The organism is Microbispora rosea, from assembly GCF_044460045.1.
GTDB classification, from domain to species: Bacteria; Actinomycetota; Actinomycetes; order Streptosporangiales; family Streptosporangiaceae; genus Microbispora; species Microbispora rosea.
Genome location: NZ_JBITJO010000002.1, coordinates 114,301 through 136,481, shown reverse-complemented (window position 1 = coordinate 136,481; position 22,181 = coordinate 114,301). Strand labels below are relative to the sequence as shown.

Here is a 22,181-nt window from a genome sequence, read left to right as displayed (position 1 = left end):
GGAAACAAACCCGTAACGAGGCCGTCACGTTCGATCAAATCTGAGCAACGTGCAGGCGGACGCCCTTGCCTCCCAGCTCGTCGAGCACGTCGCGCGGCGCGGCGTCGTCGGTGACCAGGTGGTCGATCTGCTCGGCCGACACGGTCTGCACCATCGCGTCGATGCCGATCTTGGTGTGGTCGGCCAGCACGACCACCTCCTCCGCGGCTGCGGCCAGTGCCTGGTCGACGCAGGCGACCTGCATGTTCGGGGTCGACAGGCCGCGGTCGGCGGTGAGCCCGTTGCCGGAGATGAAGGCCCGGCGCACGCGCAGCCCGGCGAGGGACCGCTCGGCCGCGCTGCCGACGAGGGCGAGGATCGGCCCGCGCAGCGTGCCGCCCGTCAGCATCACCTCGATGCGCGGGAAGCCGGCGAGGGCCTGGGCGACCAGCAGCGAGTTGGTCACCACGGCCAGCTCGGTGTGCCTGCTCAGCCTGCGGGCGAACTCCTGCGTGGTGGTCCCGGGGCCGACGACGATCGCGTCCCCGTCCTCCACCAGCGACGCGGCCAGGTCCGCGATGGCCGACTTCTCCGCCGAGGAGAGCGTCGCCTTCTGGACGTAGCTGGCCTCCCTGTTCAGGTCGCCGGGCAGGGTGGCGCCGCCGTGGTGCCGGTTGAGCAGGCCCTCCGACTCCAGCGCGCGCAGGTCGCGGCGCACGGTGACCTCCGACGACTGCACCGCCTGGGCGAGCTCGCGCAGCGAGACGGCCCCGTTGGCCCGCACCAACTCCAGAATGCGCTGGCGGCGCTCGGCCGCGAACACGGGCCGGCGCCCGTCGCTGTCCGTGTCGACCACGGCCCCCACCCTCCGCTGTGACCGGATCCGATCATAGTCGACCAGCCAAAGGGCCGCAGGGCTGACCGGAAATGAACGAATTTGATCCGATCCCTTGACCGCTTGTCCTCCGCAGTGCTTATTTGAGGGCGATAGCCGACTCGATCCTGTCCGAATCTGATCGGTCCCGCTCGGAACGCGTTCCCAGCGTCCGCGGCTCCGATCTCGACCCTCCCCCCACGTCATGGCAGGTGGTCACCGGCGCGCCGTGCGGAGCGCACAGTGTCGCCGGCCGGACGCGGCCACGCCGTACGGCGCGTCCGCCCGCCCCTGCCCGCAGGAAAGGATCCCTGTGAGAAAGCCCATCCTCTTACTGCTGGCCGTCGTTCTCGGCGCCGTCTGGCAGGTCGCGGGGCAGGGGCCCGCGACCGCCGCAGGCGCCGAGCGCCACGGCCTGCGCGGCGACTACTACCTGTCCTCGGCGGCCGGCAAGTTCGACTTCGCCCAGCTCAAGGCCACCGTGATCGATCCGGATCTCGAGCTGCCCGACCTCAACCCGGTCTTCACCTCGCTGACCGGGCGGGAGGACGACGTCACCGTGCGGTGGACGGGCCGCATCCAGCCCGCGTACTCCGAGGCGTACACCTTCTCGATCACCGGAGACAACGGCTTCCGGCTCTGGGTGGACGACACCCTCGTCATCGACCACTGGGTGGACGACTGGGACAAGGAGCAGACCGGCGCCCCGATCACCCTGGAGGCGGGCCGGAAGTACGACGTCAAGGTCGAGTACTTCGAGCACTACGGCGGCGCCAACCTCCACCTGCGCTGGCAGAGCGCCAGCCAGCCCAAGCAGGCCGTGCCCGCGGAGGCGTTCTACCTGCCCGAGGGCTTCGACCCGCCGGGGCCTGACAGCGCCGCCCTCGACGCGGCGGGGGACACCGCCACCCTCGACTTCGGCGACACCGCGCTCGCGGCGCTGGCCGCCGGCGCCGCCGAGCACTTCGGCCTGACGGTCGCCGGCACGAAGTGGACGATCCAGTCGGCCGCCCTCGACGGCACCAGCAAGATCAAGCTGAAGCTCGCCTTCCCGATCCCGCGCCTCGCCGCCGACATCCGGGCCTCCTACGACGGCAAGGGCGGCCTCACCGAGGCGGACGGCAGCGCGATCGAGCCGTTCACGTGGGTCCCGGTGACCAACGCGTCCACCTATGTGCTGAAGACCCGCTGGTCCGACAAGGTGGACGGGAACCACCCGCTGCCCGAATACCCCCGCCCGCAGCTCGTCCGCGACCGCTGGCAGAACCTCAACGGCACCTGGCAGTTCGCCGCCGCCGAGGAGGGTGAGGCGCCGCCCTTCGGCCGCGACCTCGCCGAGCGGATCGTCGTGCCCTACCCGGTGGAATCGAGCCTGTCCGGCATCGGCCGCCACGAGGACCGCATGTGGTATCGCCGCACCTTCGAGGTGCCGGCCCCCTGGAAGAAGGACCGCGTTCTGCTCCACCTCGACGCCGTGGACTACGAGTCGGTCGTCTACGTGAACGGCAAGCAGGTCGGCACGCACAAGGGCGGTTACGACAGGTTCACCGTCGACGTGACCGACGCGCTGACCGGGAAGGGCCGGCAGGAGCTGGTCGTGGGCGTGAGCGACGCGACCGGCGCCGGCGGCCAGCCGAAGGGCAAGCAGACCCTGACCCCGGGCGGCATCTGGTACACCCCGGCCTCCGGCATCTGGCAGACGGTCTGGATGGAGCCCGTCGGCAGGACCCACATCGAGGCCGTGGACACGATCCCCGAGGTGCTCGGCCAGTCCCTGCGGGTGAAGGTCAGAGCGAGCGGCGACGCCACCGCCGTCGTCACCGCCCGCGCCGGCGAACGCGTCATCGGCAAGGTCAGCGGCCCCGCCGGCAAGGAACTGGCCGTGCCGATCCCGGACCCGCACCTCTGGACGCCCGACGACCCCTACCTGTACGGCCTCACGGTCGAGCTCAAGGGCGGCGACAGGGTGGAGAGCTACTTCGGCATGCGCTCGATCTCGGTCGGCCGGGTGAACGGCACGACCCGGGTCCTGCTCAACGGCGCGCCGGTCTTCCAGTTCGGCCCGCTCGACCAGGGCTACTGGCCGGACGGCATCTACACCGCGCCCACCGACGAGGCCCTGCGCTACGACCTGGAGCAGACCAAGGCACTCGGCTTCAACATGGTGCGCAAGCACATGAAGGTCGAGTCCGACCGCTGGTACGCGTACGCCGACAAGCTGGGCCTGCTCGTCTGGCAGGACATGCCGTCGACGAACGGCTCGCCGAGCGCGGCCGACAAGCAGCAGTTCGAGAGCGAGCTGCGGGAGATGGTGGACCAGCACCGCAGCAGCCCGTCGATCGTGATGTGGGTGCCGTTCAACGAGAGCTGGGGCCAGTACGACGTCTCCAGGATCGCCGACTACGTGGAGAGCCTCGACCCCTCCCGGCTCGTGGACAACATGAGCGGCATCAACTGCTGCGGCTCCCAGGACGGCGGCAACGGCGACGTGATGGATTACCACATCTATCCCGGGCCCGGCAGCCCCGGCCAGCCGGGCTTCTTCCGGGCGTCGGTGCTCGGCGAGTACGGCGGGCTCGCCCTGCCGGTGGTCGGCCACACCTGGACCGGCGGCGGCTGGGGCTACGCGGTCGAGGCCGACTCCGAGGCGCTGACCAAGCGCTTCCTGGAGATGGACGACGCCCTGCGCAGGCTGCACGCCTGCAACGGCCTGAGCGCGGCCGTCTACACCCAGACGACCGACGTGGAGACCGAGATCAACGGCCTGATGACCTACGACAGAGCCGTGACCAAGCCGGACGTCAAGCGCGTCCACGACGCCAACACGGCGCTCACCGCGGAGATCCTCCCTTCCTGCGCCTGATTCCCTCCGGCCTGGGCCCGATGACCCCGGCCCGGCCGCCACGGCGGCCCGGACGACACGTCCGGGCCGCCACCCCCACCCCCCACGGCGTGTCACCCTCCGGACCGCAGGACCCGCCGCGGGACCCCCGACCGCAAGAAGGACCATCATGAAGGCACATCCCCGCACGGCCCTCGTCGCCCTCGCCGTGCTGCTCGGCGCGGCCGGCTGCGCCAAGTCGGAGACCCAGGCCACGGCGGGCCCCGGCGAGGCGGCGTCCGCGCAGCAGCAGGTGGTGCAGACCCCGGCGGGCTCGGCCGGCCCGACCTGCACGCTCGACCAGTTCGGCGGCACGAAGTTCGACCTGAAGACCGCAACGGTCGGCTTCTCCCAGTCGGAGAAGGAAGCCAACCCGTTCCGCATCGCGGAGACCAAGTCCATCAAGGACGAGGCGGCCAAGCTCGGCATCGCCGCCCTCAAGGTCACCAACGCGCAGTCGCAGTTCTCCAAGCAGATCACCGACGTGCAGCAGCTCATCGCCCAGGGCGTGAAGCTGCTCGTCATCGCGCCGCTGAACTCCGACGGCTGGGAACCGGTGCTCCAGCAGGCCGCCGCCAAGAAGATCCCGATCATCACGGTCGATCGCAAGATCAACGCCAAGCCGTGCAGCGACTACCTGACGTTCATCGGCTCCGACTTCTACGAGCAGGGCAAGCGGGCCGCCGACCAGATGATCAACGCGCTGAGCGGCAAGGGCAAGGTGGCGATCCTGCTCGGCGCCCCCGGCAACAACGTCACCACCGAGCGCACCAACGGCTTCAAGGACCGGATCAAGGAGAAGGCGCCCGACATCCAGATCTCCTTCGAGCAGACCGGTGAGTTCGCCCGGGAGAAGGGTCAGCAGGTCACCGAACAGCTCATCCAGTCCAACCCGGACATCAACGGCATCTACGCCGAGAACGACGAGATGGCGCTGGGCGCGGTGACCGCGCTGAAGGGTGCGGGCAAGGACCCGGGCGCCATAAAGATCGTCTCGGTCGACGGCACCCGCAGCGCCGTCCAGGCCATCGCCGACGGCTGGCTGCACGCGGTCGTCGAGTCCAACCCCAGGTTCGGGCCGCTCGCCTTCGAGACCGCGCGGAAGTTCCTCGACGGCGAGCCGATCCCGGACAAGGTCATCATCTCCGACCGCGAATACGACGGATCCAACGCCGAGGCGTCCCTCGGCGAGGCCTACTGACCTGCCACAGCCCGTAACGGACGCCGCGAAAGCCCGCGTGCGTCCCGGGCCTGCGCGCGCGGGCGCGCGCAGGCCCGTCCGAGGAAGGGAACTCATTGAGCCAGTCCGCTGCACCGGTGCTCGAGGCCAGGCGGATCAGCAAGCGCTTTCCCGGCGTGGTGGCCCTCGACGGCGTGTCCCTCGCCCTCCTCCCCGGCGAGGTGCACGCCCTCGTGGGAGAGAACGGCGCGGGCAAGTCCACGCTGATCAAGGTCTTCACCGGCGTCCACCGCCCGGACGGCGGTGATCTGATCTACAACGGTTCGCCGGTGGCCTTCGGGACGCCGCTCGACGCGCAGCGCGCCGGGATCTCGACCATCTACCAGGAGGTCAACCTCGTCCCGATGATGAGCGTGGCCCGCAACCTGATGCTGGGGCGCGAGCCGCGCGGACGCCTGGGCGTCATCGACACCGCCAGGATGTACGGCGAGGCGGAGCGGATCCTCGCCGGATACGGCGTCGTCACCGACGTACGCCGCCCGCTGCGCACCTTCGGAATGGGCGTCCAGCAGATGGTCGCCCTGGCCAGGGCCGTGGCGATCGACGCCCGCGTGGTCATCATGGACGAGCCCACCTCGTCCCTGGAGCCGCGCGAGGTCGAGACGCTGTTCTCGGTGATCAGGAAGCTGAGGGACGACGGCATCGCCGTCGTGTACGTCAGCCACCGGCTCGACGAGCTGTACGAGGTGTGCGACCGGGTGACGGTGCTGCGTGACGGCAGGGTCGCGCACACGGGCCCGCTCGCCGGGCTCGAACGGCTGAAGCTCATCGCCCTGATGCTCGGCCGCGACCTCGACGAGGTCAGGACCGGCGGCCTGACCCGGTTCTCCCGCGACCGCCGCCATGCCCGTGAACGGGACGGCGCCCAACCCGCCGTACGGGCCGAGGGACTGACCCGGCGGCAGGTCCTGCGCGGGGTTGACGTCTCGGTGTGGCCGGGGGAGGTCGTCGGCCTCGGCGGGCTGCTGGGAGCGGGCCGCAGCGAGACGGCCAAGGGGATCGTCGGCGCGCTTCGGCTGGACGCGGGCCGGGTGGTCGTGGCCGGCCTGCCGCTGCGCACCGGCTCGACCACGGCGGCGATCAGGGCCGGGGTCGGCCTGCTGCCCGAGGACCGCAAGGCCGAAGGCATCATCCCGGCGCTGTCGGTCAGGGAGAACATCGCGCTCGCGGCCCTGCCGTCGCTGTCGCGGGCCGGCGTCGTCTCCGACGCCAAGATCGACAAGGTCGTCGAGGTGTTCATGCGCCGGCTCAGGATCAAGGCGGCCTCGCCGCACCAGCCGGTGCAGGAGCTGTCCGGCGGCAACCAGCAGAAGGTCCTGCTCGCGCGGTGGCTCGCCATCCGGCCGAAGATCCTCCTGCTGGACGAGCCCACTCGCGGCATCGACGTCGGCGCGAAGGCCGAAGTGCAGGCCCTCGTGGACGAGCTGGCCGAAGAGGGCCTGGGCGTGTTACTGATCTCGTCTGACCTGGAGGAACTGGTGGAGGGCGCCGACCGGATCCTGGTGCTGCGCGAGGGCGCCGTCGTCGGCGAGCTGTCCGGCGACGACGTCACGGAGGACACGATCATGGCGTCCATCGCCGAACGAGGAGCGGAGTCCGATGGCTGAAGCGGTCGCACCGCCCGGACGGCGGGTGCTCGCCTGGGCGCAGGAGTACGGCGTCTACGCCGCGGTCGGCGTCCTGCTGCTGTTCAACGTGCTGTTCACCCCCCACTTCCTCGACGTGGCGAACTTCCGCACGCAGCTCGTGCAGGTCGCCCCGATCGTGATCGTGTCGCTCGGCATGGCGCTGGTCATCGGCACCCAGGGCATCGACCTGTCGGTCGGCTCGGTCATGTCGCTGGCCGCCGCGCTCGTCGCGCTCTACCTGGGGTACGGCGCGTGGCCAGCGTTGCTGGTCGCCCTCGCCGGCGGCGCGGTGGCCGGGACGGCGGGCGGCGCGCTGGTCGCCTACGTGGGCGTGCAGCCGATCGTGGCCACGCTCGCGCTGCTGGTCGGCGTCCGGGGCCTGGCCAACGTGCTCGTGCCGCAGCTCGTCGAGTTCCGCAACCCCGACCTGATCGCGCTCGGCAGCAGCTCGCTGTCCGGCGTGCCGGTCATCGTGGTCATCGCGGCCGTGCTGACGCTGCTGACGGCGTTCCTGGTCCGCAGGACGACGTTCGGCAGGCAGGTGGTCGCGATCGGCGGCAACCGCGCGGCCAGCGAGCTGTCCGGGCTGCCCGTCCGCCGGGTGCTGCTGCTGGTCTACGTGATCTCCGGGGTGCTGGCCGCGCTGGCCGGGGTGCTCGCGACCGCGCGGCTGCAGGCGAGCGATCCGACCTCGCTCGGCCTGTTCATCGAGCTGTCGGCCATCACGGCGGTGGTGGTGGGCGGCACGCCGCTGAGCGGCGGACGGATCCGGGTGCTCAGCACGGTCATGGGCGCGCTGCTCATGCAGCTGCTGTCGGCCACCCTCATCAAGCACAACCTGCCGCAGTCGTGGACGCAGATCGTGCAGGCGGTCATCATCCTGGCCGCCGTTTACGCCACCAGGGAGCGAGGAACCCGATGACCGGATCGCCCGGACGCGAGCAGGTGAGCCGCGTCCTCCAGCAGCACGGCGCGCTGATGGTGCTGGCGGCGCTGGTCATCGTCGGCAGCGTCGCCTTCGACTCCTTCGCCACCGCGGGCAACGCCGCCAGTGTCCTCGTCTCCTCCTCCTTCACCGCGATCATCGCGATCGGCATGACCTTCGTGATCATCAGTGGCGGCATCGACCTGTCGGTGGGGTCGCTGTTCGTGTTCGGCGGGGTCCTCGCGGCGTACGGCTCGCAGTATGGGCTGTTCGTCGCACTGGCGCTGCCGCTCGCCGCGTGCGGTCTGGTCGGGCTCCTCCAGGGGCTGCTCATCGCGAGGACGGGCATGGCGCCGTTCATCGTCACCTTGGCCGGGCTGCTGGGCGTGCGCGGGCTGATGCTGGCGATCTCCGACGAGGGCGCCACCACCTACCTGGTGAAGGACTCCGCGTTCGCGCGGCTCGGGCAGGGCGGTCTCTTCGGCCTTACCTGGCCGGTGTACATAACGGCGCTCCTGGCGGTGGTCGCCATGGTCCTGCTCCAGCGGACCGCCTTCGGCCAGAACGTCTACGCGGTCGGGGGCAACGAGCCGGGGGCCGCGCTGATGGGCGTGCCGGTGGCGCGGACGAAGGTCTACGTCTACCTGATGTCGGGCCTGCTCGCGGGCCTTGCCGGGGTGCTGAACGCGGCCCGGCTCTCCTCCGGCGTCACGATCCTCGGCATCGGCCTGGAACTCGACGTGATCGCCGCGGTGGTGATCGGCGGCACGCTGCTTACCGGGGGAGGGGGCGGCATCACCGGCACCATCGCCGGTGTGCTGCTGCTCGGGGTGATCCAGAGCCTGATCAACCAGGTGGGCAACCTGACGTCGGCCTTCCAGCAGGTGGTCAGTGGCCTGTTCCTCGCCCTGGTCGTGGTGGCCCAGCGGCTGCTCGGCAGGGCCCAACGGCTCGGCTGACCGGCCGCCGGGGGCAGGCCGGGTTCGCCGCTTGCTTCGCCGGTCACATCCGCGCCGGGCGCGAGCGGCCGGGTGACGACCTGCTCGGTGGGAACCGCCTCGGTCAGGCGGCCGCGCCCGGGCCCGGCAGCGGATCGACGTCACCGCCGTGCATCGGCTCGCCGCAGTGGGCGCAGCGCAGCTCGGCATGGCTGATCTCACCGCACGCGTGGTGGCGGTAGAGCACCGGCGGCCCGGCCTCGCCCGCGAGCCAGCGGTCCCCCCAGCCGGCCATGACCATGAGCAGGTCGACCAGCTCGGCGCCCTTGGCGGTCAGGTGGTACTCGTAGCGCGGCCGCCGGTCGTAGGGGCGGCGCTCGAGCACGCCCTGGTCGACGAGGTGGGCGAGCCGCTCGGTCAGCACCTTGCGCGAGATCCCGAGGTCGGCCTGGAGCTGGTCGAACCGAGTCATGCCTACCCACACATCACGCAGGATCAGCGGCGACCACGGCTCTCCGATCACGTCGAGGGTGCGCGCGATGGAACAGGCCATCTCCCCGAACTTCGTGCGTTGCATGAACCCAGTCTAGCAATTGGGGTTCCCTTAAGGAACTTTGGCTGTTACGGTCATGGAGTCTCTTCAAGGAACTCGAAAAGGGAGTCGGCGAGATGAGCAAGGTCTTCAGCGCCCACGCGGTGTCGGTCGACGGGTACATCACCGGACGCGACCCGGGCGCCGGACGCGGGCTGGGCGACGCGCCGATGCTGTTCGACTGGTACTTCGACGGCGACACGCCCAGCGGCGTGTTCGACGGGTTCAAGCTCAGCGGGCCCAGCGCCCGGATCTTCGACACCCTCGCCGGGCGCGTCGGTGCGCTCGTGGCAGGGCGCAACACCTACGAGGACTCCGACCGCTTCGGCGGCGGCAGCCCGCACCCGGCGGCCCGGCTGTTCGTCCTCAGCCGTTGGGCGGCGCCCGAGATCAGCGAGAGGCAGACCCTGGTCACCACCGGCATCGAGGACGCGATCGCGGCGGCACGCGAGGCGGCCGGGGGCAGGGACGTCGCGCTCATGGGCGGCGGCGTGCTGACGGCCGCGCTGGAAGCGGACCTGGTCGACGAGGTGATCCTCCACCAGGTGCCCGTTCTGCTGGGCTCCGGGCGCCGCTTCCTCCAGGAGCTCCCGAAGCACGTGCGTCTCTGTCTGGTGGAGGCCGTCCCGGCGCCCGGCGTGACCCACCTCCACTACGAAGTGGCCCGCTGACCCTCGTCATCACCGCTCGTCGCCGGCCACGTCGTGTGGCGCGCCGAAAACAACCCCCGAAGGAGTGCACCCATGCTCGACCCCGACGTGCGCCGCGTGCTCGACGGCGCTTCGATCGCGCATCTCGCCACCGTCCTCCCGGACGGCTCGCCCCACACCGCTCCCGTCTACGTCGGCACCCAGGGCGACCGGATCGTCTTGTTCACCGGCCCGGGCACGCGTAAGGCGCGCAACCTCCGCCGCGACCCCCGCATGGCGCTGTCCGTCGCGCCCGCGGACAACCCGTTCGAGCCCGTCGTCGTCCGGGGCAGGGCCGTCGAATGGCTCGAGGGGACGCGGCGTGGGAGATCGTCGACCGGGTGGCCACGAAGTACACCGGTGCGCCCTACCCTCGGGGGCAGGAGCGCGTCGTGGTCGTGATCGAGCCCGAGCGGCAGACCGTCGGCATCGGCTGACCGGCCGCTTCCCCGTTCCCCGCCGACGCCCGGTGGCTCAGGCCGCCGCGCCGTCCGACCCGCCCAGTGCCACCAGTTCCCGCAGGGTCGCGTGGGGGATGTCGATGCCGGCGAAGGTCAGGAACCGTCCCATCGGCATCGACGAGGCCATCCGCAGCCCGTTCTCGTCGTCCTCCTCGGGCCGCTTGCTCTTCCCGCCGGTGAGGACGCGCAGGAGAGCAGGCCCGGCGAGCGGATGGGAGAGCCACTCGCCGAGCGTCGAGTCGAGCGACACCACGGGGACGACGGAGTCGCCGCCGAGGCCGATCGTCGTCTCGGCCACGACGGACGAGGCGTTCTCGCCGATCTGGATCGTGTAGTCGCCCGGCGCGACGACCCACCGGCCGAGCTGGACGTCGTAGTACGCGAACGCCCGCCGGTCGAGCCGGAGGGTGACCGTGCGCGACTCGCCGGGGGCGAGGGAGACCTTCGTGAAGGCCCGCAGCTCCCGCGTGGGCCGCCGTACGGGGCCGGCGGCGGTGGACACGTAGACCTGCACCACGTGCTTGCCCGCCCGCTCGCCGGTGTTGGTCACCCTCACCGTGACGGCCGCCCTGTCGTCGCCCGTACGGGTGACGGTGAGGCCCTCGACCGCGAACGTCGTGTAGCTCAGGCCGTGGCCGAAGGGGTAGCGCACGGGCAGCTCGACCGTCTCGTAGTAGCGGTAGCCGACCATGACGCCCTCGCCATAGCGCACGTGCCCGGCCTCGCCGGGGAAGTTGAGGTAGCTCGGGGTGTCCTTCAGCCGCATCGGGATGCTCTCGGCGAGGCGCCCTGAGGGGTTCACGGCGCCGAAGAGAAGGTCGGCGACGGCGGAGCCGCCCGCCTGGCCGAGCAGCCAGCCCTCCAGCACGGCGTCCACGTCGTCGTGCCAGCCCTCCAGGGAGACGACGCCGCCGTTGGACAGGACGACCACCGTACGGCGGGCCGCGGCGGCGACGGCGCGGATCAGCTCGACCTGGACGGCGGGCAGATCGATCGTGTCCCGGTCGAAGCCCTCCGACTCCTCCCGCTCGCCCAGGCCGGCGAAGACGACCGCGACGTCGGCGGACGCCGCGGCCTCGGCCGCCGCCTCGCGAAGCTCCCGTGCGTCGCCCGATCCGTCCAGAGAGAACCCCTGGGCGTAGGCGACGTCCGGGGCGAGGGCGCGGATCGCGTCGAGCGCCGCGTCGACCCGGGTGGCGTTGATGTGGGAACTGCCGCCGCCCTGGAACCGGGGCCTGGCGGCGAACTCGCCGATCACGGCGATGCGGGCCTCCGCCGAGAGGGGGAGAGTGCCGTCCTCGTTCTTGAGCAGCACGGCGCATTCTGCGGCGAGCTCGCGGGCGAGCGCGTGATGGGCGTCGGCGTCGAACGCGCCGGAGACGCCGCTGTGGCGCTCGGTGAGGGCGACGACGCGGCGCATGCTCGCGTTCACCACGGCCTCGTCGAGGTCGCCCGCGCGGACGGCGTCCACGATGCGCCGGTCGCTCGCGCCGCCGGTCCCGGGCATCTCGAGGTCCAGGCCCGCGGCCAGCGCGGCAACCCGGTCCTGGACCGCGCCCCAGTCGGAGACGACCACGCCGCTGAAGCCCCACTCGCGGCGCAGGACGTCGGTGAGCAGCCACCGGTTCTGCGAGGCGTGGACGCCGTTGACGCGGTTGTAGGAGCACATCACCGTGGCGGGCCGCGCCTGGGTGACCACCCGCTCGAACGCGGGGAAGTAGATCTCACGCAGCGTGCGCTCGTCCACGTCGGCGCTGACCCGCATGCGGTCGGTCTCCTGGTTGTTGGCCGCGAAGTGCTTGACCGACGCGCCGGGTCCCTCGGCCTGCAGCGCGGCGACGTGCGCCGCCGCCAGCACGCCCGAGAGCAGGGGATCTTCCGAGTAGTACTCGAAGTTGCGCCCGCACAGCGGCGAGCGCTTGATGTTCACGCCGGGGCCGAGCACGACCGCCACGCCGAGGGCCCGGCCCTCCCGGCCGACCGCGGCGCCGATCCGGGCGGCCACTTCGGGGTCCCAGCTCGACCCGACCGCGGCCGCGGGCGGGAAGCAGGTGGCGGGAATGCTCTCGTTCAGGCCGAGGTGGTCGGAGCCGCCGGCCTCGCGGCGTACGCCGTGCGGCCCGTCGCACAGCGTGATGGACGGAATCCCGGCCTCATCGAGCGGTTTGGTAGTCCAGAAATCCCGGCCCGACAGCAGCGAGGCCTTCTGCTCCAGGGTGAGCGCGTTCAGCGTGAGCGCGTCGAGGTCGGTCCGGGCCATCGGTGCGGCTCCTTTCACGGGGAGAGTTCACAGAGGTTCCTGCCCCGGAAGGGAGCAGCGGCGGACAGGAGCGGCGGCGGTGCGCCGATCCTTCCCCCGGCAGGTGGACGCGGGGGCCGCCGAGCGCGACGGCGCGACGGCGTCGCGGCGGGCGGCCCGGCCGCCCGCCGCACGCGTGTCACGCTCAGGAGGCCGGTTCCGGCACCCGCGCGTGGGTGGTGAGCCGCCGGGCCCGGCCGAGCACGACGGTGTCACCGGTCAGCAGGATCTCGGACCGCAGCGGGCGGTCGGCGGCGGACGGGCCGGCGGTGAGCGCGATGACGCCAGGTTCGACGATCCTGCGCAGGCCGGGGTCGGTGTAGGAGAAGGCGTCGGTGGGGATCTCGAAGACCACGTCGCGGGTCTGTCCCGGCGCGAGCGGCACCCGGGCGAAGCCGACGAGCTGCGCGACGGGCCGGGCCACCTGGGCCAGCGGGTCGGAGGCGTAGAGCTGCACGACCTCCTCCGCCGTCCTGGAGCCGGTGTTGGTGACGCTGACCCGCGCCTCGACCGTGCCGTCCGTGGGGCACCGCTCCGTCGAGGTCGTCAGCGCGTCGTAGGTGACGGTCGTGTACGACAGCCCGTGGCCGAAGGGGAAGGCCGGGGTCGGGTCGGACACGGAGATCCCGTCGGTGCGCAGTCCCAGAGGCGGCTGCAGATACGTGGAGGGGTTGACGAAGGGGGAGCCGGGAATCTGGACGGGCAGGCGGCCCGAGGGCTCGACCCGGCCGCTGAGCACCCCCGCGATCGCCGTTCCTCCCTCCACGCCCGGCAGGAACGCCTGGAGCGCGGCGGCGGCACGGCCGGCGTAGGCGCCGATCGCGTACGGCCGGCCGGACACGACGACCAGCACGGTCGGCGTGCCGGTGGCCAGGACCGCCTCGACCAGCTCCGGCTGGACCCCGGGCAGGGCGAGGTGGGCGGCGTCGCAGCCCTCGCCGGAGGTGCCGTTGCCGAACAGCCCGGCCCGGTCGCCGACGAACAGCAGGGCGAGGTCGGACCGCCCGGCCAGGGCGGCGGCCTCGGCGATGCCCGAGGTGTCGTCGCCCGACACGTCGGTGCCCCGGGCGAACTGCAGGCCGGAGTCGGGGAACTCGGTCCGCAGGAGGTCCAGGACGGGCGAGATGGGCAGGCCCATGCCGTGGTCGGGGAAGCGGTCGAGGACGTGGTTGGGGAAGGCGTAGCAGCCGAGCAGGGTCTGCGGGTCGTCGGCGCACGGGCCGATGACGGCGATGCGGGCGGTCGTGCCGGAGGCCAGCGGCAGCACGCCGGTGGGGTTGCTCAGCAGCACGACGGAGCGTTCGGCCACCGCGCGGGCCAGGTCGCGGTTGCGGGGGCTGTCCAGGTCGGCCTCGCCGGCGTCCTCGGGCACGAGGGGGCCGTCGTCGAGCAGGCCGAGCTCGATCTTCTGCCGAAGCACCCGGCGCGCGGCCTCGTCGACCAGCGCCTCCTCCACGTGGCCGGCCCGCACCTGCTCGACCAGGCGGGTGCCGTAGCCGACCGTGTCGGGCAGCTCGACGTCGATGCCCGCGCGCAGCGCGACAACGCCGGCGTGCGCCTCGTCGGCGGCGACGTTGTGGTTCATGGCCAGGAACGGCACCGCCCAGTAGTCGGCCACGACCGTGCCGTCGAATCCCCACTGGTCGCGCAGCACCCCGCGCAGCAGGGCGGCGTTGGCGCCGACGGGTACGCCGTCGATGTCGGTGTAGGAGTTCATGATCGAGCGGGCGCCGCCCTCGCGGATGGCGGTCTCGAACGGCGGGAGGATGACGTCGGCCATCTCGCGGGGGCCGATGCTGACCGGGGCGTGGTTGCGGCCCGCCCGGGAGGCGGCGTATCCGGCGAAGTGCTTGAGCGTCGCGACGATCCCGGCGTTCTCCAGGCCGCGCACGTAGGCCGCGCCGATCTGCCCCACCAGGTAGGGGTCCTCGCCGAGCGTCTCCTCGACCCGGCCCCAGCGGTAGTCGCGGACCACGTCGAGAACCGGAGACAGGCCCTGGTGGACGCCGACGGCGCGCAGGTCGTCGCCGATGGCCCGCGCCATCCGCTCCACCAGCCCGGGGTCGAAGGTCGCGGCCCAGGCCAGAGGAGTGGGGTAGGCGGTCGCGCCGTAGGTGGCGAACCCGGTCAGGCACTCCTCGTGCGCGATGGCGGGGATGCCGAACCGGTTGGCCGCGACCACCTGCTCCTGCAGCTTGCGCAGCCCCGCCGCCCCCTCCGCGGGGCTCACCGGCGCGGTGCCGTACACGCGGGTCAGATGGCCGACCCCGTCGCGCATCCGGTCGGCGAGATCGGCGCCGTCCTTCATGAACAGGTCCTGCAGTGGCGCGACGTTGCCGCCCGCCGCCTCCGAGCCGGCGGGCGAGATGTCGGCCCACACCGATCCGAGCTGGGCGACCTTCTCCTCCAGCGTCATCTCGGCCAGCAGCGCCTCAACGCGCTCGTCGAGAGGCCGGTCGCCGTCCCGCCAGGGCGCGAGCCCTGGCGCGTCTACGAATGTCATGACATCCCTTGCTTGTCGATCCATCGCGTGGGGCTCGACCCCGGAAGACGCCGTACGGGGTTCAGGTGGCGATCGGCCCGGCCGTCCCCGCGCGGCGGCGGCGGCAGGCGGCGGTACGCGAGCAACCGCATCGAGCGCCCCCTGCTCATCCGGACTGTCGTCTGAACTGCGGTCCGAAAGTTTCCGAATCAGGACCGATAGTTTATGGGGACTCTAGGCCGGTGCGCTCGAGGCCGTCAAGGATCGAGCGGTGAGACATCCGAAACATTCGGCTTGGTGTCCGAAAGTTCGGGCTAAACTGCGGCCATGACGACGACCAGGGAGCCGACACCGCCGGAACGAACCCCCTCCCGGCCGCTGACCATCGCCCAGATCGCCGAGCTGGCGGGGGTGTCGCCCGCGACCGTCTCCAAAGTCGTCAACGGCAGGTCCGAGGTCGCCCCCGAGACCCGCGCCCTGGTCGAGGACCTGATCCGCGAGCACGGCTACCGCCGGCAGAAGAAGCGCCCCACCGCGGCTCCGCTCATCGAACTGGTCTTCCACGAGCTGGAGGGCGGGTACGCGATGGAGGTCATCAAGGGCGTCGAGCAGGTGGCGCGCGAGCACGGCCTCGCGGTGGTCGTCTCCGAGCTGCCCGACCACCACCCTCCGGCCAGGGGCTGGATCGAGGGGGTGATCGGCCGCCGTCCCTACGGCGTGATCGTGGTCTTCTCCGGCCTCACCCGGGCCCAGCACGAGCAGTTCAGGACCCGGGACATCCCCGTGGTGCTGGTCGATCCCACGGGCGACCCCGGGCACGAGCTGCCCTCGGTGGGCGCGGGCAACTGGAGCGGCGGCCTGTCGGCCGCGCGCCACCTGCTGGAACTGGGACATCGGCGCATCGCGCTCATCACCGGTCCCGCCCACGCCCTGTCCAGCCGCGCGCGGCTCGACGGGTTCCGCGCCGCCATGGACGCCGCGGGCGTGCCGACGGATCCGGAGCTCGTCCGGCAGGGCGACTTCAGCGCGGAGGACGGCCTTGCGCACGCCCGCTCCCTGCTCGCGCTGCCCCGGCCCCCGACCGCCGTGTTCGCCTTCAACGACGCGCAGGCCATGGGCGTGTACCAGGCGGCCCACGAGATGGGGCTGCGCATCCCCGACGAGCTGAGCGTGGTCGGCTTCGACGACCTGCCGATGGCGCAGTGGCTCATCCCCGCGCTGACCACGGTCCGCCAGCCCCTGACGGAGATGGCCGCCGCCGCCACGGCCATGGTGGTCGCCATCGCTCGCGGGGAGTCCCCCGCGCAGGACCGCGTGGAACTCACCACCGGCCTCGTCGTACGCGGCAGCACCGCTCCGCTCGTGGCCTGAATTTCCGGATCTCGGGAAAAAATTTCGGAGCCCGGCCGATCCTGTGACGCTCTCCGCACCGGAGTCGTGGGAAGCGTACGGCGGACCGGAACGCGGAAAGCGGGTCCGGCCGTGGCGAGGCCGGTGCGATCGGACGGAGTGGCGCCGGTTGACCTGCGCCTCCTCGCCGGACGCATGCTCCGCCGCGCAGAAATATTCGACATTCATCCGAAAATTTCGGTGCCACCCCACGTCACCATGGCTGAGCGTGCATCGAGAAGCACCTGCTTTCGTTGCCCGGCCGCCCTACGATCAGGGCCTTGCGCCGCTCTGCGCCACCCTATTGGCGCCGCAGCGAACTTTGTCGGGATGATCCCTGTTTCAGGGTGGGAACGTTTCGGACATCCAGCCGTAACTGATCATTTATAACGTCTCGCGCATCACCGGGTTCCCCAAGGAGCACCTCGTGCGCAAGGCTCGTCCCGTCCTCTGTTCTCTCCTCACTCTTTCCCTCCTCATCCCGCTCACGGCGGCGCCGGCGTCCGCCAAAGCACCGCCTGAAGAGCCCGCGAAGGGCCACCGGCCACCCGTACTCGATCTGGAGACGCTCACCGGCGCGCAGGCCGAGGCCATGATGGAGCAGGGTCGGCTCACCTCTGTCGAGCTCACCCAGATGTACATCGACCGGATCGACGCGCTGAACAAGCGCGGACCGGGCCTGAACGCCGTCACACAACTCAACGCGGACGCCCTCAAGGAGGCCGCCGAGGCCGACAGGCAACGGGCGAAGGGGCATGTCCTCGGGCCCGCGCACGGGCTGCCGATCCTGCTGAAGGACCTCATCGACGTCACGGGCATGTACACCTCGGCCGGCAACTACTCGCTGCGTAACTCGTTCCCGGCGACCGACGCGGGCATCACCAAGAAGCTGCGCGAGCACGGGGTGGTCGTCCTCGGCAAGGTCGGCCTGTCGGAGTTCGCCAACAGCTTCGGCAACCAGCCGTCCGGGTTCGCGAACCTCACCGGGCAGGTCATCAACGGCATCGACGCCGACCAGAACCCCAGCGGCTCCTCCTCCGGCACGGGCGCGGCGATGGCTGCCGCGATGTCCACGCTGGGCATCGGCACCGAGACCTCCGGCTCGATCATCAGCCCGTCGAGCACGCAGAGCCTCGTCGGGCTGCGGCCGACCGTCGGGCTCGTCCCCGGGTACGGCATCGCGCCGATCAGCGCCTCGCAGGACACCGCGGGGCCGATGGCCCGCAGTGTGTCGGACGCCGCGATGACCCTCCAGTCGATCGCCGGGCCCGACCCGGACAGCGACGCCGAATACCGCGCCGTCTTCGGCGACGACTACCTGAAGACCGGTGTCATCCCCACCCCGCCCGCCCAGGTGCCGGACTACATGAAGGCCCTGGACCTCGGCTTCGTCAAGGGCAAGAAGATCGGCTACAACGGCACGCTCACCGAGGGCAGCCCGCTCAAGATCGCGTACGACGCGCTGGTCGCCGCCGGCGCGATCATGGTGCCGCGGCCGACCGTGTCGATCCCGGCGATCCCCAGCCTGCCCAGCGGGTACGAGCAGCACAAGACCATCGACGAGTACTACAAGCGCCTCGGCTCGCAGGCGCCGATCAAGTCGCTGGCCGAAGAGGTGGCCGACAACCAGGCCAACGCCCACCAGGCCCTGAAGTACGGCAACAGCAGCCACCTCAGCGCGCTGAACGCCGACGTCACCCCCGGCGGGGCCAACGAGACCGCCTACCGGGAGAACCTGCCCGTACGCAAGGCGGCCTGGCACAAGGCCATCGACGACATGATGACCTACCCCGGCTCCGACCCCTCCCAGCCCGCCGACCCCGTGATCGCGATCCTCGGCAGCGTGCCGAACGGGCCGCAGGCCGGGTTCCCGTCGATGACGATCCCGATGGGGTACAACGCCACCACCCGCCGTGCGGTCAACGTGCAGATCCACGGCAACGCGTACGACGAGTACAACCTGATCGGCGTCGGCTACGTCATCGAGCAGGCCACGAAGCTGCGCCAGACGGCCGGCAACGTGAACCCCAGCATGTACCGGTGCGCGCCCACCGTCCCGGCGGAGCCGTACGCCTCGCGCGGGCACTGCAACCCCGCCTACGACACGATCATGAAGATGCTCGGCGGCGCGCCGGCGCCGCTGCCGTTCTCGCTGGAGACCGAGTCGGCGCAGAGCCTGTCCGCGCGGCTCGCCGCGGGCACGCTCACCTCGGAGGCCCTGGTCAAGGCGTACCTCTACCGGATCGCGCTCACCAACGCCGAGGGCCCGGCCATCCAGGCGGTACGTTCCATCAACACCGATGCGATCAAGGAGGCCCGCAGGGCCGACAAGGAGCGGGAGAAGGCGGCCAAGGACAAGAAGGGCAAGCGTGACCCGCTCGGGCCGCTGGCAGGCCTTCCCGTGCTGGTCAACGACGGGTTCGACGTGGACTCGCTGCCGACGACGGGCGGCTCGATCGCCCTGCAGGACCTGCGGCCGGCGAAGGACTCCACGGTGGTCGCCAAGCTCAAGGCCGCCGGGGCGATCATCCTCGGCAAGACGAACATCACCGAGTTGAACGGTGTGTTCGACGCGAACCTGCCGGAGGGGTACTCCTCCCTCGCCGGTCAGGTGCTGCTTCCGTCGGACACCGACAAGACTCCGGCCGGGTCGTCCGCGGGATCGGCGGCGGCGACGGCCTCCGGGCTGGCGGCGTTCACCGTCGGCATGGAGACCTCGCCCGACTCCGCCCAGCTCGTGGCCCCCGCCGACGCGGCCGGCGTCGTCGGGCTGAAGCCGACCGTCGGGCTGGTCAGCCGCACCGGCACGCTGCCGGTCGCCAAGTCGCAGGACGCCCCCGGGCCGATCACCCGTACCGTGTACGACGCGGCGGCGGCGCTGACGGCGATGGCCGGGGCCGATCCGGCCGACCCGGCGACGAAGGACGCGCCCGTGAAGGACTACACGGCGGGCCTGTCGAAGACCGCCCTGCAGGGCGAGCGGATCGCCGTCATATCGAGCACGTCCGGGCCGTACCCGGCGGTGGTGAGCGCCCTGCAGTCGCTCGGGGCCACGACGACCACGGTGACCGTCGGCACCCCGAGCCCCGACCCGGCGAGCGTCGTGAGCCGGGAGTTCAAGCGCGACCTGAACGCCTACCTGTCCGGCGCCGGGCGCGGGCCCGGGGCGAGGTCCCTGCAGGACGTCATCGACTACAACGTCGCCAACCCGGTCGAGGGGCTGAAGTACCAGCAGGGTCAGCTGATCGACGCGCAGGCCGTGGACCTGTCGGACCCGGCCACCGGCGCGGCGTACACCTCCGATCTGCAGGCGGGGCAGGCGTCCGCCCGCGCGCTGATCGACGGCATCCTCGCCAACGGGACCCCCGGCGACCCGTCGGACGACTTCGACGCGGTGCTGGTGCCGTCCGGCAACGCGCTCGTCGGTCACGCCGACCGCGCGGGCTACCCGGTGCTGACCCTGCCCGCGGGGTACGGCGCCACCAACAGCTCGGCGGGCCGCAACCCGATCGGCGTCGTGCTCGTCGGCACGGCCTTCAGCGAGGCGACCCTGCTCGCCGACGGCTACGCCCTGGAGCAGGCGACCGCCGTCCGGCTCGCGCCCAGCGACACCAACCCGAGCATGTGGCGGTGCGTGCCCGGCAGCACGTTCTTCACGGGAGAGCTGTGCAACCCGGGTGACCGCCTCCTGCGGCCCGGCCCGCGCCGCTGACCGCTCCGATTCGAAGGTCCTTGAGGTCCGTCCCGAAGGCCCGCGCCGCCCGGCGCGGGCCTTCGGCCTTCCCGTGATCGCCTGGAGGGCACCGGTCGCCGGACCTTGACCGCGATCAGGGTAAAGTACCCCAAATGTTGCATATGTCCAGATCGGCGAGGTAGCGGGTGGCGGGGGTACAGGCAGTTCTGAAGCGTGTCGCCCTCGACACCAGGCCCCTGAGCATTCCCGCGTACCGGCGGCTGCTGGTGGGGCAGGGCGTCTCCTTCATCGGCTTCCAGCTCACCTCGGTGGCCGTGAGCGGGCAGGTGTACAACATCACGGGCTCGTCCCTGTGGGTGGGCATGCTCGGGCCGGTGAGCCTCGTCCCGCTGGTCGTCTTCGGCCTGTGGGGCGGCGCGGTCGCCGACGCGATGGACCGTCGCAGGCTCCTGCTGGCCGGCTCGGTGGTGGCCTGGCTGTCCACCGTCGCCCTGCTGCTGCACGCCTGGTCGGGACTGGGCAACGTCTATCTCATCCTCGCCGTCATCGCCCTGCAGTCGATCGGCTTCGCCGTCACCTCGGCCACGCGCGGGGCGATCATTCCCCGCATCGTGCCCACCGAGCGGGTCCCCGCGGCCAACACCCTCAACTTCCTCGTCAGCAGCATCGGCACGGTGGTCGGGCCGCTGCTGGCCGGGGTGGTGCTCGCCAAGGGCGGCTACGCCACCGCGTACCTCATCGACGCGGTCCTGTTCGGCGCCGGTTTCTACGCGGCCGTACGGCTGCCGACGCTGGCGCCCGTCGGCGAGATCTCCCGGCCCGGCCTGCGCTCGGTGGTCGACGGGCTCAGCTATGTGGTGAGCAAACCCGTCGTGCTCATGTCGTTCGTGGTGGACATCATCGCGATGGCGTTCGCGATGCCGAGGGCGCTGTTTCCGGAGATGGCGGCCGAACGTTTCGGCGGGTCGACGGTGGCGTTCGGCTGGCTGTCGGCGAGCATCGCCATCGGCGCGGTCGTCGCCGGCGTCTTCTCCGGCTGGGTCGGCCGCGTACGCCGCCAGGGGGTGGCGCTCACGCTCGTGATCGCCCTGTGGGGCGTGACCGTGGCCGCCGCGGCGCTGGCGCAGCCGTTGTGGCTGGTCGTGGCGCTGCTGGCGATCGGCGGAGCGACCGACCTCGCCTCCGCCGTCTGGCGGCAGACGATCCTGCAGACCTACGCGCCCGACGAGATGCGCGGGCGTCTGCAGGGGGTGTTCATGGTCGTCGTCGCGGGCGGTCCCCGGCTGGGCGACCTGCGGGCGGGCGCCACCGCGGACGCCTTCGGGCTCGTGCCCTCGTGGGCGGGCGGCGGCCTGGTGTGCGCCCTGCTGGTCCTGGTGACCGGATTCGGCGTGTCCGCCTTCCGCCGCTACGACGCCATGGCGAGCCGCCCCGACGCCCGCTGAGGCCGGGTCAGGGCCGGGCCTCGCCGCGTACGCAGAAGGAGATGGGGCTGCGGACGCGGGCGGGGAAGACGAAGCGCTCCAGCGACTCGACGGTGAAGCCCGCCGCCTGGACGGCCGTCACGCTGTCGCGGCCCGTGTGGCAGCCGCCGGTCAGGCAAGGCCAGACGGTCGCGTCCAGCAGGTCCTGGGCCCTGGCCCAGCCCGAGGACCCGGCGCGGACGTGTTCGAGGAAGCGCAGCCGCCCGCCGGGGGCCAGCACGCGGCGGATCTCCCGCAGCCCGGCGACGGGATCGGGCAGCGAGCACAGCACGAACGACACCACCGCCGCGTCGAACTCGCCGTCGGCGGCCGGGAGCCGGTCGGCCAGGCCGCCGACGACCTCGATCGGCGCCCGCGCTTCACGGGCCGCGTGACGGGCGATCGCCCGCAGCCGCGGCTCGGGCTCGACGGCCAGCACACCGACGACGGACGGCGGATAGTGGGCGAAGTTCAGCCCGTTGCCCGCGCCGACCTCGATCACCCGGCCCGACAGCCCCGACACCAGCGCCTCGCGCTGCCCGAGCATGCCCTGCCGGTCGAGCACCTGGCTGAACCACGTGTAGAAGCGGGCGAAGAGCGGATGGCTGACCCCGGTCGTCGGCATGGCGTCCCCCTGTTCGTTCCCT

At 71.6% G+C, this 22,181-nt stretch carries 15 protein-coding genes; 10 read left to right on the top strand and 5 right to left on the bottom strand.

Features of this window, described 5'->3' with window-relative positions:
- Positions 1-34: 34 nt before the first annotated feature.
- Complete coding sequence (locus tag ACIBK1_RS08085) at positions 35-835, bottom strand: DeoR/GlpR family DNA-binding transcription regulator (protein WP_231513666.1); 801 nt, start codon at positions 833-835, stop codon at positions 35-37.
- A gap of 331 nt (positions 836-1,166) precedes the next feature.
- Here ACIBK1_RS08085 and ACIBK1_RS08080 point away from each other — a divergent pair, with 331 nt between their 5' ends.
- From ACIBK1_RS08080 to ACIBK1_RS08060, 5 genes are all read left to right on the top strand, one after another.
- Positions 1,167-3,716: a PA14 domain-containing protein gene (locus ACIBK1_RS08080; RefSeq protein ID WP_396733356.1), complete on the top strand. Its 2,550-nt coding sequence runs from the start codon at positions 1,167-1,169 to the stop codon at positions 3,714-3,716.
- Between the two features lie 148 nt (positions 3,717-3,864).
- Entirely contained in the window at positions 3,865-4,935 is a 1,071-nt protein-coding gene (locus ACIBK1_RS08075; protein WP_357320547.1) for an ABC transporter substrate-binding protein, read from the top strand.
- A gap of 116 nt (positions 4,936-5,051) precedes the next feature.
- The gene (locus ACIBK1_RS08070; RefSeq protein ID WP_363535211.1) at positions 5,052-6,581 is read left to right on the top strand and encodes a sugar ABC transporter ATP-binding protein; all 1,530 of its coding nucleotides are present in this window, start codon (positions 5,052-5,054) and stop codon (positions 6,579-6,581) included.
- On the top strand, positions 6,574-7,524 hold the full coding sequence (locus tag ACIBK1_RS08065; protein ID WP_030505041.1) for an ABC transporter permease: 951 nt from the start codon (positions 6,574-6,576) through the stop codon (positions 7,522-7,524). The genes ACIBK1_RS08070 and ACIBK1_RS08065 overlap by 8 nt, the downstream gene beginning before the upstream one ends.
- On the top strand, positions 7,521-8,486 hold the full coding sequence (locus ACIBK1_RS08060) for an ABC transporter permease (RefSeq protein ID WP_396733352.1): 966 nt from the start codon (positions 7,521-7,523) through the stop codon (positions 8,484-8,486). The genes ACIBK1_RS08065 and ACIBK1_RS08060 overlap by 4 nt, the downstream gene beginning before the upstream one ends.
- Before the next feature lie 103 nt (positions 8,487-8,589).
- Here ACIBK1_RS08060 and ACIBK1_RS08055 read toward each other — a convergent pair whose 3' ends face one another.
- A complete protein-coding gene (locus ACIBK1_RS08055) occupies positions 8,590-9,042 on the bottom strand; it encodes a winged helix-turn-helix transcriptional regulator (protein ID WP_030505039.1) in 453 nt (150 codons plus the stop codon).
- 92 nt (positions 9,043-9,134) lie between these two features.
- Here ACIBK1_RS08055 and ACIBK1_RS08050 point away from each other — a divergent pair, with 92 nt between their 5' ends.
- Both ACIBK1_RS08050 and ACIBK1_RS08045 read left to right on the top strand, forming a co-directional pair.
- A complete protein-coding gene (locus tag ACIBK1_RS08050) occupies positions 9,135-9,728 on the top strand; it encodes a dihydrofolate reductase family protein (RefSeq protein WP_396733349.1) in 594 nt (197 codons plus the stop codon).
- Between the two features lie 72 nt (positions 9,729-9,800).
- A complete protein-coding gene (locus ACIBK1_RS08045) occupies positions 9,801-10,148 on the top strand; it encodes a pyridoxamine 5'-phosphate oxidase family protein (RefSeq protein ID WP_396733346.1) in 348 nt (115 codons plus the stop codon).
- A 72-nt stretch (positions 10,149-10,220) separates the two neighbouring features.
- Here the strand turns inward: ACIBK1_RS08045 and ACIBK1_RS08040 are convergent, their stop codons facing one another.
- Entirely contained in the window at positions 10,221-12,467 is a 2,247-nt protein-coding gene (locus ACIBK1_RS08040) for a glycoside hydrolase family 3 C-terminal domain-containing protein (protein WP_396733344.1), read from the bottom strand.
- A 184-nt stretch (positions 12,468-12,651) separates the two neighbouring features.
- Entirely contained in the window at positions 12,652-15,009 is a 2,358-nt protein-coding gene (locus tag ACIBK1_RS08035; protein ID WP_030505035.1) for a beta-xylosidase/alpha-l-arabinosidase, read from the bottom strand.
- Positions 15,010-15,315: 306 nt separating this feature from the next.
- Between ACIBK1_RS08035 and ACIBK1_RS08030 the strand changes: the two genes are divergently transcribed.
- From ACIBK1_RS08030 to ACIBK1_RS08020, 3 genes are all read left to right on the top strand, one after another.
- Complete coding sequence (locus tag ACIBK1_RS08030) at positions 15,316-16,359, top strand: LacI family DNA-binding transcriptional regulator (protein ID WP_030505034.1); 1,044 nt, start codon at positions 15,316-15,318, stop codon at positions 16,357-16,359.
- Positions 16,360-16,804: 445 nt separating this feature from the next.
- Positions 16,805-20,089 carry an amidase family protein gene (locus tag ACIBK1_RS08025; protein WP_396733339.1) on the top strand — a complete coding sequence of 1,095 codons (3,285 nt, stop codon included), beginning with the start codon at positions 16,805-16,807 and terminating at the stop codon, positions 20,087-20,089.
- Between the two features lie 167 nt (positions 20,090-20,256).
- Entirely contained in the window at positions 20,257-21,516 is a 1,260-nt protein-coding gene (locus ACIBK1_RS08020) for an MFS transporter (RefSeq protein WP_396733336.1), read from the top strand.
- Between the two features lie 7 nt (positions 21,517-21,523).
- Here ACIBK1_RS08020 and ACIBK1_RS08015 read toward each other — a convergent pair whose 3' ends face one another.
- A complete protein-coding gene (locus ACIBK1_RS08015; RefSeq protein ID WP_396733333.1) occupies positions 21,524-22,159 on the bottom strand; it encodes a class I SAM-dependent methyltransferase in 636 nt (211 codons plus the stop codon).
- Positions 22,160-22,181: the final 22 nt, after the last annotated feature.